Below are 16,074 nucleotides of genomic sequence, written 5' to 3' on the forward strand. Positions count from 1 at the left end.
CGTTAGCGCTAACATCGGGCCTGCCCTTCAGCCCATGACGTCCGGGTCAGCGGTCCATGGGCAGCCAGACGCGCATCGTCGAGGGCCCGCGATTGGCCCAGGCGTGGTATTCCACCAGCGCCACCTCGTCGAGTACCTCGCCGACGATCGGCGCCGCCCCGGCCGCGTCGGGTCGGTAGGGCCAGCCGTGGTCCTGCGGGTGCACGCGCCGGCAGCGCACCGTGACCCGGCCATCGACCAGGCGGGGCGGCTGGCTGTCGTCGACGCGAAGCTCATCGACGGAATCGACGCCGGGTACGTCCACCGACTCCAGGGCGAACACCAGAGGGCCGCGCTCCACCGCGACGCAGCCACGGACCGAGTCGATCCGCGCGTCCGGGTAGGTGAACCGGGGTGCCATCGGCAGCGACAGGACAACCTCGTCGCCTCGTCGCCACGTCCGATTCTCGGTGACGAAGCCGGGACCGACCGGGCGGCTGTCTCCGTCGATGGTCACCGTCGCACCCTGGGCCGCCCAACCGGGCACGCGCAACGAGAGCGACCAGGGGCGGTCGTCGTCGCTGTCGATCCGTACGTGGATCTGCCCATCGTGGGGGTAGTCGGTCGCAATGCTCACGCACAGGTCACGCCCGTCGGCGAGGCGGTGCTCGACGGTGCCGGGCATGTACTGGTGGAGTTGGAGGCCCTCGTCGTCGGACGTGGCGATGTACGCCGTCAGGCTGGCCAGGGTACGGGCGACGTTGGTCGGGCAGCAGGAAACCTCGAACCAGGGTGCCCGCAGCGAGGCCGCCGCACGAAGGCTGGGCCGGTCGGCGTCGGGAAGGGTGCCGAGCTCACGCCGGTGCAGCGTGTTGGTGTAGAAGAAGCTCCGCCCGTCGGCCGACGGCGAGGTCGACACCACATTGAAAAGCGTCCGCTCGATGAGGTCGGCGTACCGGGGGTCGCCGTCGGCCAGCAGCAACCGCCACGCGAGCATCACCGAGCCGACCCCGGCGCAGGTCTCGGAGTACGCGCGGTCGGGGGCCAGCAACCAGTCCTCGCCGAAGGCTTCATCCTGGTGGCGGGAGCCCTGACCGCCGGTGACGTACGTGCGCCGGGCCACCGCGTTCTTCCACTGGTTGCGTACCGCCTCCAGCAGGCTGGCGTCTTTCAGCTCGACCGCGACGTCGGTGGCGCCGGCGGCAAGGTAGTTCGCCCGCACGGCGTGCCCGCGCAGGACTGTCGCCTGCCGCACGGGAAGCTCGTCCTGGAAGTACTCGCGACCGTACTCCACATCGCTGAGCCGGCCATGGCCCCGCCGGTCGACGAAGAGAGCGGCCTGGGTCAGGTAGCGGTCGTCACCGGTGACCCGGGCGAACTCCACCAGCGCGGGCTCGATCTCCGGATGTCCGCAGAGGCCGTCGATGCCGTCCGGCCCGAACGTTTCGCACACGTTGTCGGCGGCACGGCGGGCGATGTCGAGCAGCCCGTCGTCCGCGCCTGGACGCGTTCGCGCGCGGGCGACCGCGGCTTGCAGAAGGTGACCGATGCAGTAGAGCTCGTGACCCCATTCGAGGTCGGACCACCGCGGTGCCTGGCCTGGGCGACCGAACCTGGTGTTGAGGTAGCCGTCGGACTCCTGTGCCGCGGCCACCCGGCGCACGATGGCGCGAAATCTCGTCTCGAGCTCCGCATCGCCGGTCCGGCCGATCTCCCACGCCATTGCTTCGAGGAACTTGTAGATCTCCGAGTCGGAGAACTCGCGTCCACGGCGTTCGCGCGAAAGGTCGCCCTGCACGGCGAGGTCGAAGTTTCGAATCCAGCCTTCCCGCTCAAGCCAGTGCTCGATGTGCTCGAGGGTCGCGACGCCGTTGATTGATTGACGCTCAGCCCAGAATCCGCCCGTGATCCGGACTTTGTCCAGCCCGACGGGCCGCAGCCGGCCACGAATCGGCAGGACAGGGGCGGCCGCAGGTACGGTGCCGCTCATGGTCATCCCTTCATCGCGCCGGACATGAAGCCGCGCACGTAGTGTCGTTGAAGCAGCAGGAACAGCACGATGCACGGAAGGGCGAGAACGACGACGCCCGCTTCAGTAGCCCCGTAGTCGACGACACCTTGAACCTGGCCCCGCAGATTGGAAACAGCGAGCGGAAGTGTCATGCGCTCGGTGTCGTTGATGAGGATCAGCGGTGCCATGAAGTCGTTCCACGCGGCGAGGAATGCGAACAGCCCCACGGTGATCAGGCCCGGCTTGACGGCGGGTAACAGCACTCGCCACAGGGCGCTGAACGACGAGCACCCGTCGACCATCGCGGCCTCGTCCAGCTCGCGCGGCACCGCTTCGAAGGAGATGCGCATCAGAAAGGTGGAGAACGGCAGTTGGAACATCGTGAGGACCAGGGCCACGCCGACGAGGGAATTCTCCAGCCCTACCTGGTTCAGCAGCACGTAGAGCGGGATGAGCAAGGTCGCGTACGGGACCATGAGGATGGCGAGCGTCACCAGGAACAGGATGTTCTTGCCCGGGAAGCGGAACCGCGCGAACGCGTAACCGCCGAACAGGGAGATCAGCAGCGTCAGGGTGACCGTGAGCAGGGAGACGAAGGTCGAGTTCGCGAGGTAGCGCCAGATGCCGGCCTGGTAGTTGGCCAGCGTCTCGTAGTTGCCGAATCCCCAACCATCGACCTGGTTCGTGCCGGCCTGCGGGCCGACCGAGGCGACCGCCGTCCAGAGCAGCGGAGCCAGGAAGATCAATCCCACCGATCCGGTGAACACCCAGTACGGTGTGCGCAGCACTATGCCGAAGATGGTGACGCCCTTGGTTCTGCGCCGGCCGACTGGCGCCACGGGTGACAGAGGTGGCCCTCCGGCAGTGGTTGAAGTGGAACTGGGCAGGGCGACCATCGTCGTCAATTCTCCTCGGACCGGAAGGCGCGCAACTGCAGCGCATTGATGAGGACCAGGGCCACCAGCACGATGACAGAGAGGGCCGCCGCCACACCGAGGTCGTTCTGACCTTGGAACGCCACCATGTAGATGAGCTGAACGACCGTGATCGTGCTGTTGTCCGGCCCGCCCTTCGTCAGGATGTAGAACTGCTCGAAGGCGAGCAGGGAGCCGGTCACGCAGAGGACGGTCGTCAGTGCCAGGGTCGGGCGCAGCAGCGGCAGGGTGATCTTCCGAAAGGTCTGCCAGCGGCTGGCTCCGTCCGCGCGTGCGGCCTCGTACACGTCCGCCGGTATGCCCTGCAAGCCGACCAGCATGAGCACCATGTAGAAGCCGGCGTAGCGCCACACGATGAGGAAGGTCGTCGAGAAGAGCGCCGCGTTCGGTGAACCGAGGAAGGTGACGCCCAGGCGATCCATCACGGGCGCCAGTGGGCTCGCGTACGGCGAATAGAGCACGTAGAACAACAGGGACGCCGACGCCAGCCCGAGGGCACTGGGAATCAGAAACGACGCACGGAGCAGGTTGTTCCACCGGCTCGACTCCTGCACGAGCAGGGCCAGCCCCAACCCGAGGGCCAGCAGCAGCACGGTCGCGAGCGCCGTGTACTTGATGGTGAACACCACCGAGTCGGTGAAGAACCGGTGGTTGATCGCCTTCACAAAGTTGTCGGGAGCGTTGATCCCCTGGTCGCCGGCCAACAGCGGCCATCTCGACACCGACATCTTGATGACGAGCAGCAGCGGCACAGCGAACAACGCCACCACGAACACCGCGGTCGGTGTCGCGTAGAGCCAGCCAAGCAGGGCCTGACGGCCGCGTGGGCGGGCGCGGTCCCGCATCGCCGCACTGGGCGGGCGAGACGGTGCGGTGACTCTCATGGAAACCTCTCGTTCAGTCGCGACGGGCGGTCGTTGACACGTGCGAGTCGTGTCCCGCCGCAGGCGCATGCCGGCCGACAAGGCCGTTGGACGGCACACGCCTGCGGTGAACACCTACTGCTTGAGTACGGCGTTGATCTCGCCGTTGTCCTTCTGCAGGTCGCCGCTACCGTTCAGCACCCGATTACGGACGAGGGTCAGCCAAGGGCTGTTCGGCGCGTTGAACGCCTGCTGGAAGTTCAGCGCGACGGGCGTGTCGCCCTTACCAGCCGCGTCGTTGATGGTGACCAGCCGTGGGTCCTCGGCGGCGTACTTGTTGCTCGCGAGGTCGGCGCGGGAAACCACGTCCTTGTTCTTCGCCAGCACCTCGACCTGGGCGGCCTCGGACATCATCCAGCTGAGGAAGTTCCAGGCCTGCGCCGCCTTCTTCGAGTCCTTCGAGACGCCGATGCCGTCTCCGCCGACAAAGGTGGAGCCGCCACCGGTCGGGCCGGGGATAGCGGCGACACCGACGTCGAACGGGGTCGAGGAGAGCAGCGTCGCCGGGTAGAGCATCAGTCCGACCTTGCCCTCGGTGAATGCGGCAGTCCAGGTCGGACCCGTCTCGCCCGCCGAGGAGGGCAGCACGGCACCGGACTTCCACATGTCATGCCAGGTGCTGTAGACCTTCTGGGCGGTGTCGTCGCCGAGCTTGGATTCGGTGCCGTCCTCGCTCAGCACCTCACCGCCGCTCGCCCAGACGGAGGGGAACCAGGTGAAGACGAGGCAGCCGCCGCAGTTCAGACCGGCCGCCGTGCCGTAGACGCCGGGCTTCTTCATGGCCTGCACCGCCTTGGCGGCGGCGGCGTATTCGTCGAGCGTTGCCGGCGCCTTCTCCGGGTCCAGCCCGGCGTCCTTGAACAGCTGCTTGTTCCAGAACAGCATCGACAGGTCCAGCACGAAGGGTAGGACGTGCTTCTTGCCGTCGAGCGTGCCGGCCGAGAGGTGCCCCTTGTTGATGGAGTCCTTGAAGCTGAGGCCGTCGATGTTCGCGCTGAGATCCTGGAACAGGCCCTGGTTCACCCAGTTCGGCACATAGACGATGTCCGCGGCGAAGAGATCCGGCAGGCCGTCCGAGCCTGCCGCCGCGCCGACCTTCGCGACGTAGTCGTCGTTGGGTACGACGGTCAGTTTGACCTTGTTCTGGTGGCTGGAGTTGTACGCCTCGACGAGCAGCTTCGCCTGCTTCTCCAGGGGGGCGCGGGTCCACAGGGTGAGCTCGCTGCCGTCGTCGACGCCGTTGGGTCCGGCCTCGGCCGCGCTCGAGCCGCCCGAGTCGTCGCCGCTGCACGCGGCCATGCCGACAGTCAGCGCCGCCACGAGGACTCCCGCCAGCGAACGAAGGGCAGTGCGTCTGCCCAAGGTTTTTCTCATGATTCCTCTCCTAGGGTTCATCGTTCGGAGGGAGCCGCCAGGCGGTCCCCGCGAGCTGAGGCTCAGACCGGATCATTGGTTCGCTCGGGTTGCTGAGACGGGGCTAGAGCCGCCGGTGGATCCGGTCCGCGTCGCCCGCGTCAGTCGCTTGCGGTGGCGTGCCGTGTTGCCGCCCTATGTGGATCGTCTGCGCCGCGCTGTCGCAGCTGACCGCTCGACGTATTGGGTTGACCCTCGGCAACGCTGCTGATCGCACCGCCTCCGTGCGCGGTGCCGCGTACGTCCTCATCGCGCCTCCGCCTCCCGCCGGATCCGGCGCGGCTCGTGCGTCACGTCGTTACCGCCGCGACCGAGGTGGTGGATGTCACTCCGCCGCTAGCGTGTCGCACGAAAACGGTTTCGGCAAGATGTCGAAGCAGTAAAAACTAAACGGCCTTCGCCGATGTCCTTGCCGGCCTCAGGACGATGCCTGCGCACTTCGGTTGCCGGAAGCATGGGACCGCAAACGACTGACGGGGCCGCTGAAAAGCTTGCGAAAGGGTTTCGGCGGCCCGACGCCGACCACGGCCGGCTGCGCCGAGCGAGGTGCCGCCGGTGTCCCCCGAGTGACTGGCCGGCGGCAGAGAACGGCGTTGCGCCTGGCGCGGATAGCACCATCACGGAGACGACGTGGCGAAGCTCAGCTGGAAAGTCGGCGCGCAGGGCGAACCCTGCGCGCAACCAGCGCTGCGACTGTGCTCAGCCCTGACCGGGCTCGCCGGTCTGGTCCCACATCGACTTCATCTCGCCGAACGCCTGCTCCATGATCTGCACCATGGCGGCCCGGGCACGGTCGCCGTCGTGCCGCTGGATCGCCTGCGCCACGTCGGCGTGCAGCTGGAGGGCCTGCTCGTGGGGGTAGTGCGGCATCAGGTCGTAGTGGTGGCGGCCGGTGAGCACCTCCGCCACCAACTCCTGCAGCTTGACGAACATCTCGTTGCCCGAGGCGGCCAGCACCCGCCGGTGGAACTCGATGTCGAGCTGGAGGAAGCGCGCCTCGTCCCCGGCCTTCCCGGCGGCCCACATCTTGGCCGCCAACCCGACGAGATCGCTCGCCTCGTCGTGGTCGACCCGGCTGGCGGCCAGCCAGGCGGCGTGCGGTTCGACGGCGGTCCGCAACTCGGTGATCGAGCGCATCTGCGCCATCCGGCCGGCCGAGGCCAGTCGCCAGCGGATCACCTGCGGGTCGAAGACGTTCCAGTCGCGCGCCGGCCGGATCAGCACCCCGACCCGGCGCCGGGTCTCGATGAAGCCCATGGAGGCCAGCACCCGCAGGACCTCGCGGACGACCGAGCGGGACACCCCGTAGCGGTCGACCAGCTCGTCGATGTTCAGGACGGAGCCGGGCGTCACCTGGCCACCGCAGATGGCGGTGCCGAGGTGGTCGAGAACTTGCGCGTGCAGCCCGGCCTCGGCAGGGGCCTTCTTCTGGACGGCTGCAACCCCTAATGAGGACGGGTCCACGCCATGAAGCATATCAGTTGAAGATCACCCCTTGAATAAATCCGCTTTATCGGCCTAGCATCCGGACGTTAAGCGGATGTAAACACGAGGTTCCGCCCTACCCCCGGGGCGGCGACCACGACAGAAGGAGAGATGGACGTGCGGCGTCGATCGATATTCGGAACTTCTCTGGCCGTGGTTGCCGCCATGGGCCTGTCGGCATGCGGCGGCGGTGACGACAGCGCCGCGTCGACGACGGTGCGGGTGACCCTGGCGAATCACGTGTGGACGGAGAACATCAAGAAGGCTCTGCCCGAGTTCGAGAAGCAGACCGGCCTGAAGGTCGAGATCACCCAGCTCGGCGAGGACCAGCTCTCCGACCAGTACAACGTCAAGCTGAACGCGGGCTCCAGCGACATCGACGTGATGATGTACCGCCCCCTGCAGGAGGGGAAGCTGTTCGCCAAGAACAAGTACCTCGCCGACCTGTCCGACGAGGTGAAGTCCAACAAGGACTGGGACTTCAGCGACTTCCAGGCCGGCCCAGTGACGGCCACCTCGTACGAGGACAAGGCGGTCGGTGTCCCGATCATCACCGAGCAGGAGGTCCTCTACTACCGCAAGGACCTGCTGGCCAAGGCCGGTCTGACGGCCCCGCCGAAGACCCTCGACGAGCTCAAGACGGCCGCAGCCAAGATCAAGGCCGCCGACCCGGGCATGGCGGGCTTCGTGGCCCGTACCGGCAAGTCGCCGGCGGTCACCCAGTTCTCCAGCTTCCTCTACAGCTTCGGCGGTGACTTCGTCGACAGCAGCGGCAAGGCCACCGTCAACAGCGAGCCGGCCAAGCAGGCGTACGCCTACTACGGCGGGCTCCTCAAGGACCACGGCCCGGCAAACGTCAGCACCGACATGAGCTGGCCCGAGGCGATGGCCATCTTCACCCAGGGCAAGGCGGCGTTCTACACCGAGGCCAACTCGCTCTACAAGAACGCCACCGACCCGGCCAAGTCGAAGGTCTCCGACACCGTCGGCTTCGCGCCCTTCCCGGCCGGTCCCGCCGGTTCGAAGCCGTACAACATCCCCTCCTGGGCGCTGGGCATCAACGACAACTCCGAGAACCAGAGCAACGCCTGGAAGTTCGTCGAGTGGGCGACCAGCAAGGAGCAGACGCTCGCGCAGCAGAAGTCCGGCGTGCCGGGCGCGCGTGCCTCGGTCTGGGCCAACCCGGAGGGCACGGCGACGTACCCGAAGGACCTCGTCGAGGCCATCGCGGCCAGCACCAAGGAGGGCGTGGGTCACGACCGCCCGCTGGTCAACAAGGTCGCGCAGGCGCGGGAGATCGTCGGCCAGCCGATCGTCGACGCCATCGCCGGCAAGGACGCGGCGGCTGCGGCCGACACCGCCAACGAGGCGTTCCAGAAGTTCCTGGACGACGAGGCCAAGTAAGCCTGGCGCGGGGGTGGCGGGGCCGACCGGCTCCGCCACCCCCGTCCGGCCCGCCCACCCCGGAGATCTCATGGCAGCAGTGACCACTCCCACCAGACCGCCCCGCCGCGCCACCGAGACGCCGGACACTCCGGCGTGGGCACGCTGGGCCAACGACCACCGCAAGTGGCTCTTCGCGGCGCCGGCCATGGCCTTCGTCGCCGCACTGATCATCTTCCCGCTGGCCTGGACCGGCTATCTCAGCCTCACCGACGCCGAGGGCTCGGTCCGGGCGGAGTCCGAGTTCGTGGGCTTCCAGAACTACGTCGAGGTGCTCTCGGACACCGACCGGTTCTGGCCCGCCGTCGGCCGGACCGCCGGGTTCACCGTCGTGGCGTTGCTGTTCGAGGTGGTCCTCGGCATGGCGGTCGCGTTGCTGCTGTGGCGACCGTTCCGGGGCCAGAAATGGGTCCGGGTCGCCATCCTGATGCCGTTGGTCGCCACCCCGGTCGCGGTCGGCATGATGTGGCGGCTCATCTTCGACCCGAACATCGGTCTGGCGAACCAGGCCCTCGGCTGGATCGGCATCGGACCCCAACCATGGCTGGCCGGCCAGCACTCGGCGCTGCCCACGACGATCTTCATCGACGTCTGGCAGTGGACCCCGATGGTGGTGCTGATCCTCCTCGCTGGCCTGACCTCGCTCTCCGACGAGCCCCAGGAGGCGGCGCGCATCGACGGCGCCAGCGCCTGGCAGCGGTTCCGGCACGTCACCCTGCCGCTGGTGATGCCGACCGTGGTCGTCGCGATCCTGCTGCGCGGCATCGACGCGCTGAAGACCTTCGACATCCTCTACGCCACGAAGGGTCGCGGCGGCGGCTCATTCCACGAGGTCGAGACGCTCAACGTGTACGCCTACGGCCTGAGCTTCGACTACAACGAGTACGGCATCTCATCGACAGTCCTCATCATCTTCTTCCTGATCATCATCGGGTCGATGTGGGCCCTGACGTCCCGTAGGAAGGAGTCGCAGCGATGAGGTCCAGCCCCGCCTACCGGGTGTTCCGCGTCGTGGCGCTCACCGTCGTGGTGATCGCGCTGCTCGCACCGCTGCTCTGGATGGTCGCCGCGTCGTTCAAGACGAACGTCGACATCTACGACACGGGCAAGGCGCTCGCCTTCTCGCCCACCCTGGACAACTACGCCAACGTCCTGGAGCAGGCCAACTACGTCCAGTTCATCGGCAACAGCCTCTGGGTGGCCTTCGCGGCGACCGCGCTCTCCCTCGTCCTCGGCATCCCCGCGGCCTACTCCATGAGCCGCTTCAACATGAAGAAGTCGGCGCTCGTGGTGCTGATGGCGAGGGTCATCCCCGGCGTCTCCCTGCTGGTCCCCTGGTACTACGTCTTCTCCAACCTGAAGATGGTCGGCGGGTTCAGCGTGCTCGTCCTCAGCCACATGTTCGTGTCGCTGCCGCTGGTGGTCTACATCATGATGGGCTACTTCGACAGCCTGCCCCACGAACTCGAGGAGGCGGCGCTCGTGGACGGGCTGACCCACATCGGCGCGTTCCGCCGGATCACACTGCCGCTGTCGATACCGGGCGTGGCCACCGCCGGCATCCTGTCGTTCATCTTCTCCTGGAACAACTTCATGTTCGCCCTCGTGCTCTCCGGCGCCGACACCAAGACCCTGCCCGTCGCGATCTTCGACTTCGTCGGCTACGCCAGCATCGACTGGGGCGGCCTGATGGCGGCGGCCAGCGTCGTCACCCTGCCGATCATGGTGATCGCCCTGTTCGTGCAGAAGTACGTCGTCTCCGGCCTCACCGCCGGCGCGACGAAGGGCTGAGGACACCGTGACGACAATCGCGCGGGTCGAAACCTTCCTGGTCGCCCCCCGCTGGCTCTTCGTCCGCGTCGAGACCGAATCCGGGATCGTCGGCTGGGGCGAGGCGACCTGCGAGGGCCGATCCGAAACCGTCCGGACCGCCGTCGAGCAGCTCAGCGAGCTCCTGATCGGCCGGGACGCGCTGCGGATCGAGGACCACTGGCAGACCATGACGAAGGGCTCCTTCTACCGGGGCGGCCCGATCCTGGCCAGCGCTGTGTCCGGCCTGGACCAGGCGCTGTGGGACATCGCCGGCAAGCGGTACGGAGCGCCGGTGCACCAACTGCTCGGCGGCCCGGTCCGGGACCGGATCCGGGTCTACGGCTGGGTCGGCGGCGACGAGCCCAACGAGGTCCGCGACCACATCGCCGCGCAGGTGGAGGCCGGGCTGACCGCGGTCAAGATGAACGCCTCCGGGCGGATGAGCCCGATCGCGTCGGTCGCCGAGCTGGACGGAGTGGTCCAGCGGGTCGCCGCCGCCCGGGAGGTGCTGGGCGACGAGCGTGACGTCGCCGTCGACTTCCACGGCCGGTTCACCCTCGCCAACGCCCGCCGCGTCGCCCCGCTGCTCGAGCCGTACCGGCCGCTCTTCCTCGAAGAGCCGGTCGTACCGGAGAACTCCCACCTCATCGGCGACTTCGTGCGGTCCACGACCACGCCCGTCTCGACCGGAGAGCGGCTCTACAGCCGGCAGGAGTTCCTGCCCGTCTTCCAGGCCGGCATCGCGGTCGCCCAGCCGGACCTCTCGCACGCCGGCGGGATCTCCGAGGTACGCCGGATCGCCGCGCTCGCCGAGGTCTACGACGTGCAGCTCGCCCCGCACTGCCCGCTCGGGCCGATCGCCCTCGCGGCGTGCCTGCAGATCGGCTTCGCCACGCCCAACTACCTGATCCAGGAACAGAGCATCGGCATCCACTACAACCTCGGCGCCGAGGTGCTCGACTACGTCCTGGACACCACGCCGCTGACCTTCGTCGACGGGCACATCGAGCGACTCACCGCCCCCGGGCTCGGCATCGAGATCGACGAGCAGGCGGTACGGGCAGCGGACAAGCGCGGGCACGCCTGGCGCAGCCCCACCTTCCGGCACCCCGACGGCTCCTACGCGGAATGGTGAGCCTGCTCGACGGCCACGGGACCGCAAGCACCATCCGCTAACCCCGCCCAGGCGGCACCTGAGAAAGGCACCACGTGAAGATCGTCGCAGCGGACGTCATCGTCTCCAGCCCTGACCGCAACTTCGTCACCCTGAAGATCACCACAGATGACGGGCTCACCGGCCTGGGCGACGGCACCCTCAACGGGCGCGAACTGTCGGTCGCCTCGTACCTGCGCGATCACGTCGTCCCGCTGTTGATCGGGCGCGATCCGCACCGCATCGAGGACACCTGGCAGTTCTTGTACCGCTCGGCGTACTGGCGGCGCGGGCCGGTGACCATGGCGGCGATCGCGGCCGTGGACGTCGCGCTCTGGGACATCAAGGCCAAGGCCGCCGGCATGCCGCTCTACCAGTTGCTCGGCGGCGCGTCGCGGACCGGCATCATGGCGTACGGCCATGCCTCGGGTCGCGACATCCCGGAGCTGTTCGACTCGATCCGCAACCATCTCGACCTCGGCTTCCGTTCCATCCGGGTCCAGACCTCCGTCCCGGGCATCAACGCCGTCTACGGGGTGGCCGCGCAGCCCAGCGCCGACGGCAAGCGGTACGACTACGAACCGGCGCAGCGCACCCCGCTGCCGGCCGAGGAGGACTGGGACACCCGCGCCTACATGCGTCATCTGCCCGGCGTCTTCGAGGCGGTACGTAACGAGTTCGGGCCCGAGCTTCCGCTGCTGCACGACGGTCACCACCGGATGACGCCGATCCAAGCCGCCCGGCTCGGTAAGGATCTCGAACCGTACGACCTGTTCTGGCTTGAGGACTGCACTCCGGCGGAGAACCAGGAGGCGCTGCGGCTGGTACGCCAGCACACCACCACGCCGCTGGCGATCGGCGAGGTCTTCAACACCGTGTGGGACTACCAGACGCTCATCCGGGAACAGTTGATCGACTATGTCCGGTCCGCCGTGACCCACACCGGGGGCATCACTGCCATGCGCCGGCTGCTGGACTTCGCGGCGCAGTACCAGATCAAGTCCGGTATCCACGGCCCGACCGACATCTCACCCGTCGGCATGGCTGCCGCCCTGCACCTCGACCTGGCCATCCACAACTTCGGCATCCAGGAGTACATGCGGCACGGAGCCCTGACCAACGAGGTCTTCCGGCAGTCCTTCACCTTCGCCGACGGCTACCTCCATCCGGGTGAGCAGCCGGGGCTGGGCGTCGAGCTCGACGAGAAGGCCGCCGACCGGTTCCCGTACGTACCGGCCTACCTCCCGTTCAACCGCCTGAAGGACGGGACCGTCCATGACTGGTGAGCACCGTGCCACTCCCCCTCGCCACGACCCACCCCGACATGTCGTCGTGATGGGCGTGTCCGGGGCGGGAAAGACGACCGTGGCCAGGGGAATCAGCGACCTGACCGGCCTGACCTTCGCCGAGGCCGACGAGTTCCACTCCGAGGCCAACGTGGCGAGAATGCGCTCGGGCGTACCTCTCGACGACGACGCCCGCTGGCCCTGGCTCCGCTCCCTCGCCGACTGGATGGCCAGCCGGGACGCCGAAGGCGTGTCGACGGTGCTGGCCTGCTCGGCGTTGAAGCGGTCCTACCGGGAGGTGCTCCGGGAAGGACCACCGACCGTGGACTTCCTCCACCTGGACGGGACGGCGGAGATCATCCGGGAGCGGATGTCCCAGCGCGCCGGGCACTACATGCCGGCAAGCCTCCTGGACTCCCAGCTGGCCATCCTGGAACGGTTCGGGCCGGGCGAGCCGGGTCTGGTGCTCGACCTCGCGCTGCCCCCGGCCTCGCTCGTGTCGACCGCAGTCGACCGTCTCGGTCTACTTCGCCGCGACGTGCTCGCCACATAGCGCGACGAACAGCACGGCTCGGGGGCTGTCCAGGCGCTCAGGTCACGGGGCCGTCCGTGTTTCGGATCATCTGCCGGAGCACCTTCAGGGCCGTCACGTAGTCGGTGTCCTCGATGCCCTGGTGGATTCGATCGCGGATCGCCGGAGCGTGCTTCTTGAGGTCGGCACGAGCCTCGTCGCCGTCCTCGGTGATCCACAACCGTCCCTGGTCATCACGGGTGAGCCAAGCCCGCTCCAGCAGAACCTCTGCCTCGGCCTCCAGATCGTCCTCGGGCCTGAGGTAACTGCTCATCGCGAGCTTCAGCTCGGTGATGGTCATGCCATGGCCGTCCGGCGAGATGTCGTTCTTCGACAGGTTGCGCAGCAGCCAGAACTGGGGCTGGGTGAAGCCGAACTCGGCCTGCCGGGCCCGGGTGAAGGCGATGAGGGCCTCATAGGCCACGCCGGTCCAGTACGCGGCAGGCTGAGCCGCCAGCTCGGCATCGGAAAGGTGCTGCGTCGCCATGCGGAGCCTCCGTTGAAAGATCGCTTGTGGAGCGAATCTAGAACCTCGACTTTGGTTGAGGTCAAGGAGGCACGCAAAGCTGATGGCACGCCGGCCAGCGGTGTTGGGTGAGTCGGCTCTCAGCCCTGTCGGGCCTTCTGGCGCCGGTCGTTCTTGTTGATGACGAAAGTCCTGCCCCGGCGGCGTACCACGATCGAGTTCATCTTGTTCTTCAACCCGCGCAGAGAGTTCCTGACCTTCATCGCAACCACCCTCTCCTGGTCATACCCGCTCCCGCAGGACGATCCGGCACAGCCGTGCCGTCCACCGTCGCGGCGGCGCTCGCCGCTGACTCGGCGTTGTGCTGCAAAGGTCGCTCCCCGTTCGCGTACCCGACGGGGCGTCGCTCATGCCACGGCACCCCGTGTCAGCCGGTCTGGGTCAGGTCGGTCGTTGCCGCGAGTTCGGTGACCACGTCCACGAGCCGGCGCAGGACGGGTGAGGTGTTGCCCGACAACCACACCATCTCGGTGTGCACGAAGGCGCCGGTCAGCGGAACGAACACCACGCCGGTGCGGCGAAGGCTGCGTGCCGAGCGGGCCAGGCGGGTGACTCCCAGCCCGGCGGCGACCAGGCCGAGGAGACTCTGCACGCTGGCTTCCTCCTGGACGACGTTCGGTACGAAGCCCGCTTCCCGGAACTGATCGTCGAAGGTGCGGTGCCAGGGTTCCCAGGAGCTGTGCGGGGTCATCACCCACGGTTCGTCCGCGAGGTCGGAGAGCTTCAGTTCGGTCCGCTCGGCGAGCGGATGACCCTCGGGCAGTACGGCGCACACCGGTTCGGTCGCCAGAGTCCTGGACTGCAGGCCGGGCACCAGCGGGGGTCGGGTGAAGGCGAGGTCATAGTGTCCGCCGAGGACACCCTGTACCAGGGGCGCGATGCCGGTGGACTCCGTCGTCAGGCGAAGGTCGGGGAGTTGGTGGCGCACGGCCCGGACCACCGGCGGCAGGAGGTGGTTGGCGACGGTGGTCAGGAAGGCCAGGCTGAGGTTTCCCACCTCGCCCCTGCGGGCCCGTCCCACGACGGCGACGGCCTCCTCGGCGCGGTCCGTCACGGCGCGGGCCTCGGGGACGAACAGGGCGCCGATGTCGGTCAGGGTGGTGCCGCGGGTGCCGCGGTCGAACAGCTTCACCCCGAGGGCGCGTTCCAGGGCGGTGATCTGCTGGGACAGCGACTGCTGGGCGATCATCAGGCGGGCGGCGGCCCGCGTGAAGCTGAGTTCCTCTGCGAGGACCAGGAAATACCGCAGTTGCCGCAGCTCAGGGGTGGTCACAGGATCAGACTGTAGCCACGCCAGGAAGCGTGTGTTGGACGCTTCGCGGGCCGCCGCGCAGGATCGTTCCGGGAGCCGCACCGGCGTGCGGACACGGCCCGGGCCGTGCGGACATGACCAGCCGGGCGGCAGGACAGGCCGGAATCACCGGCCACGGCGAGCGCCGGAACCGGACACACGTGCAGTTGCCGACCCGGTTCGCACCGCCGGACACGCAACGACAAGATCTCGAAGGAAGCCCATTCATGAGTGCAGACCGCGTCACCACACCCTTCAACGCCCGATCCACCGCCAGTGACGTCGTGGCCGGTGTCGACCTCACCGGGCAACGCGCCATCGTCACCGGCGCCTCATCGGGCATCGGCGTCGAGACCGCCCGGGCGCTCGCCGCCGCGGGCGCCGAGGTGACCCTGGCGGTACGGAACGGGGAGGCCGGCGAGCGGACAGCGAAGGACATCCAGGCCACCACGGGCCAACTGGTCCGGGTCGTCCCTCTGGACCTGTCCGACCAGGGGTCCGTCGCCGCCTTCGTCACCGCCTGGAAAGACCCCCTGCACATTCTGGTCAACAACGCCGGGGTATCGGCGACCCCGGAGATGCGGACGCCGGAGGGCTGGGAGCTGCAGTTCGCCACCAACCACCTCGGCCACTTCGCGCTTACCACCGGGCTGCACCGGGCGCTCGCAGCGGCCGGCCGGGCCCGCGTGGTGTCGCTGAGCTCCATCGCACACGTGCAGGCGCCGATCGTCTTCGAGGACATCAACTTCCACGAGCGCCCCTATGACCGTCTCCTCGCCTACGGCGAGTCCAAGACGGCCACCGCGCTGTTCGCGGTCGAGGCGAACAGGCGCTGGGCCGGCGACGGCATCACCGTCAACGCGGCCAACCCCGGCGCGGTCACCACCAACCTGGGGCGCCACCTCACCGAGGAGGACTACGCGCAGCTTCCGGAGTACGACTTCAAGAACCCGGAGCAGGGGGCGGCCACCTCGGTGCTGCTCGCAGCCTGGCCGCAGCTGGAGGGCATCGGCGGCCGGTACTTCGAGGACTGCAACCAGGCCGCGCGCCACACCGCCGAAACACCGCTGAGTGGCGTCGCCGACCATGCGATCGACCCCGCGGCGGCGGAGCGACTGTGGCAGGTCTCGCTCGACCTGCTCGCCGACGCACCGCGGGGCTGACCGCACCGATCCCCACCACATCCGGGTGGCCCATCCCGTCGCACCACGCCGCCGCCGGCCGTGTCTCGACCGGCGGCGGCGTG

Annotated in this window: 15 protein-coding genes; 7 read left to right on the forward strand and 8 right to left on the reverse strand. The window is 68.1% G+C overall.

Features of this window, described 5'->3' with window-relative positions; translation table 11 throughout:
* Positions 1 to 46: 46 nt before the first annotated feature.
* From OG470_RS29945 to OG470_RS29965, 5 genes are all read right to left on the reverse strand, one after another.
* Positions 47 to 1,969 carry a glycoside hydrolase family 127 protein gene (locus OG470_RS29945; RefSeq protein ID WP_328417668.1) on the reverse strand — a complete coding sequence of 641 codons (1,923 nt, stop codon included), beginning with the start codon at positions 1,967 to 1,969 and terminating at the stop codon, positions 47 to 49.
* A 2-nt stretch (positions 1,970 to 1,971) separates the two neighbouring features.
* Positions 1,972 to 2,778: a carbohydrate ABC transporter permease gene (locus OG470_RS29950; protein ID WP_328417670.1), complete on the reverse strand. Its 807-nt coding sequence runs from the start codon at positions 2,776 to 2,778 to the stop codon at positions 1,972 to 1,974.
* A gap of 113 nt (positions 2,779 to 2,891) precedes the next feature.
* Positions 2,892 to 3,809 (reverse strand): carbohydrate ABC transporter permease, encoded by a 918-nt coding sequence (locus OG470_RS29955; protein ID WP_328417672.1) that lies wholly within the window; start codon positions 3,807 to 3,809, stop codon positions 2,892 to 2,894.
* 114 nt (positions 3,810 to 3,923) lie between these two features.
* A complete protein-coding gene (locus tag OG470_RS29960; RefSeq protein ID WP_328417674.1) occupies positions 3,924 to 5,222 on the reverse strand; it encodes an ABC transporter substrate-binding protein in 1,299 nt (432 codons plus the stop codon).
* A 738-nt stretch (positions 5,223 to 5,960) separates the two neighbouring features.
* Positions 5,961 to 6,725, reverse strand: coding sequence for a FadR/GntR family transcriptional regulator (locus tag OG470_RS29965; RefSeq protein WP_328417676.1), 765 nt, complete (start codon positions 6,723 to 6,725; stop codon positions 5,961 to 5,963).
* 186 nt (positions 6,726 to 6,911) lie between these two features.
* Here OG470_RS29965 and OG470_RS29970 point away from each other — a divergent pair, with 186 nt between their 5' ends.
* The 6 genes from OG470_RS29970 to OG470_RS29995 all read left to right on the forward strand — a co-directional run bounded on the left by OG470_RS29970 (position 6,912) and on the right by OG470_RS29995 (position 12,993).
* On the forward strand, positions 6,912 to 8,150 hold the full coding sequence (locus tag OG470_RS29970; RefSeq protein ID WP_328417678.1) for an ABC transporter substrate-binding protein: 1,239 nt from the start codon (positions 6,912 to 6,914) through the stop codon (positions 8,148 to 8,150).
* A gap of 70 nt (positions 8,151 to 8,220) precedes the next feature.
* Entirely contained in the window at positions 8,221 to 9,168 is a 948-nt protein-coding gene (locus OG470_RS29975; RefSeq protein ID WP_328417680.1) for a carbohydrate ABC transporter permease, read from the forward strand.
* The gene (locus OG470_RS29980; protein WP_328417682.1) at positions 9,165 to 9,980 is read left to right on the forward strand and encodes a carbohydrate ABC transporter permease; all 816 of its coding nucleotides are present in this window, start codon (positions 9,165 to 9,167) and stop codon (positions 9,978 to 9,980) included. Before OG470_RS29975 ends, OG470_RS29980 begins: the two co-directional genes overlap by 4 nt.
* Positions 9,981 to 9,987: 7 nt before the next feature.
* Positions 9,988 to 11,136, forward strand: a complete 1,149-nt coding sequence (gene dgoD / locus OG470_RS29985) for a galactonate dehydratase (protein WP_328417684.1) — start codon at positions 9,988 to 9,990, stop codon at positions 11,134 to 11,136.
* A 74-nt stretch (positions 11,137 to 11,210) separates the two neighbouring features.
* Positions 11,211 to 12,440, forward strand: coding sequence for a D-mannonate dehydratase ManD (manD, locus tag OG470_RS29990; RefSeq protein ID WP_328417686.1), 1,230 nt, complete (start codon positions 11,211 to 11,213; stop codon positions 12,438 to 12,440).
* A complete protein-coding gene (locus OG470_RS29995) occupies positions 12,430 to 12,993 on the forward strand; it encodes a gluconokinase (RefSeq protein ID WP_328417688.1) in 564 nt (187 codons plus the stop codon). Before manD ends, OG470_RS29995 begins: the two co-directional genes overlap by 11 nt.
* A gap of 37 nt (positions 12,994 to 13,030) precedes the next feature.
* Here the strand turns inward: OG470_RS29995 and OG470_RS30000 are convergent, their stop codons facing one another.
* From OG470_RS30000 to OG470_RS30010, 3 genes are all read right to left on the reverse strand, one after another.
* Entirely contained in the window at positions 13,031 to 13,498 is a 468-nt protein-coding gene (locus OG470_RS30000) for a MarR family winged helix-turn-helix transcriptional regulator (RefSeq protein WP_328417690.1), read from the reverse strand.
* Between the two features lie 119 nt (positions 13,499 to 13,617).
* On the reverse strand, positions 13,618 to 13,740 hold the full coding sequence (locus tag OG470_RS30005; RefSeq protein ID WP_328417692.1) for a ribosomal protein bL36: 123 nt from the start codon (positions 13,738 to 13,740) through the stop codon (positions 13,618 to 13,620).
* A gap of 164 nt (positions 13,741 to 13,904) precedes the next feature.
* On the reverse strand, positions 13,905 to 14,810 hold the full coding sequence (locus tag OG470_RS30010) for a LysR family transcriptional regulator (RefSeq protein WP_328417694.1): 906 nt from the start codon (positions 14,808 to 14,810) through the stop codon (positions 13,905 to 13,907).
* A gap of 245 nt (positions 14,811 to 15,055) precedes the next feature.
* Here OG470_RS30010 and OG470_RS30015 point away from each other — a divergent pair, with 245 nt between their 5' ends.
* Complete coding sequence (locus OG470_RS30015; protein WP_328417696.1) at positions 15,056 to 15,991, forward strand: SDR family NAD(P)-dependent oxidoreductase; 936 nt, start codon at positions 15,056 to 15,058, stop codon at positions 15,989 to 15,991.
* The last annotated feature ends 83 nt before the right edge of the window (positions 15,992 to 16,074 follow it).

Origin of the sequence: Micromonospora sp. NBC_00389 (genome assembly GCF_036059255.1) — a bacterium.
In the GTDB taxonomy this organism is placed as follows: domain Bacteria; phylum Actinomycetota; class Actinomycetes; order Mycobacteriales; family Micromonosporaceae; genus Micromonospora.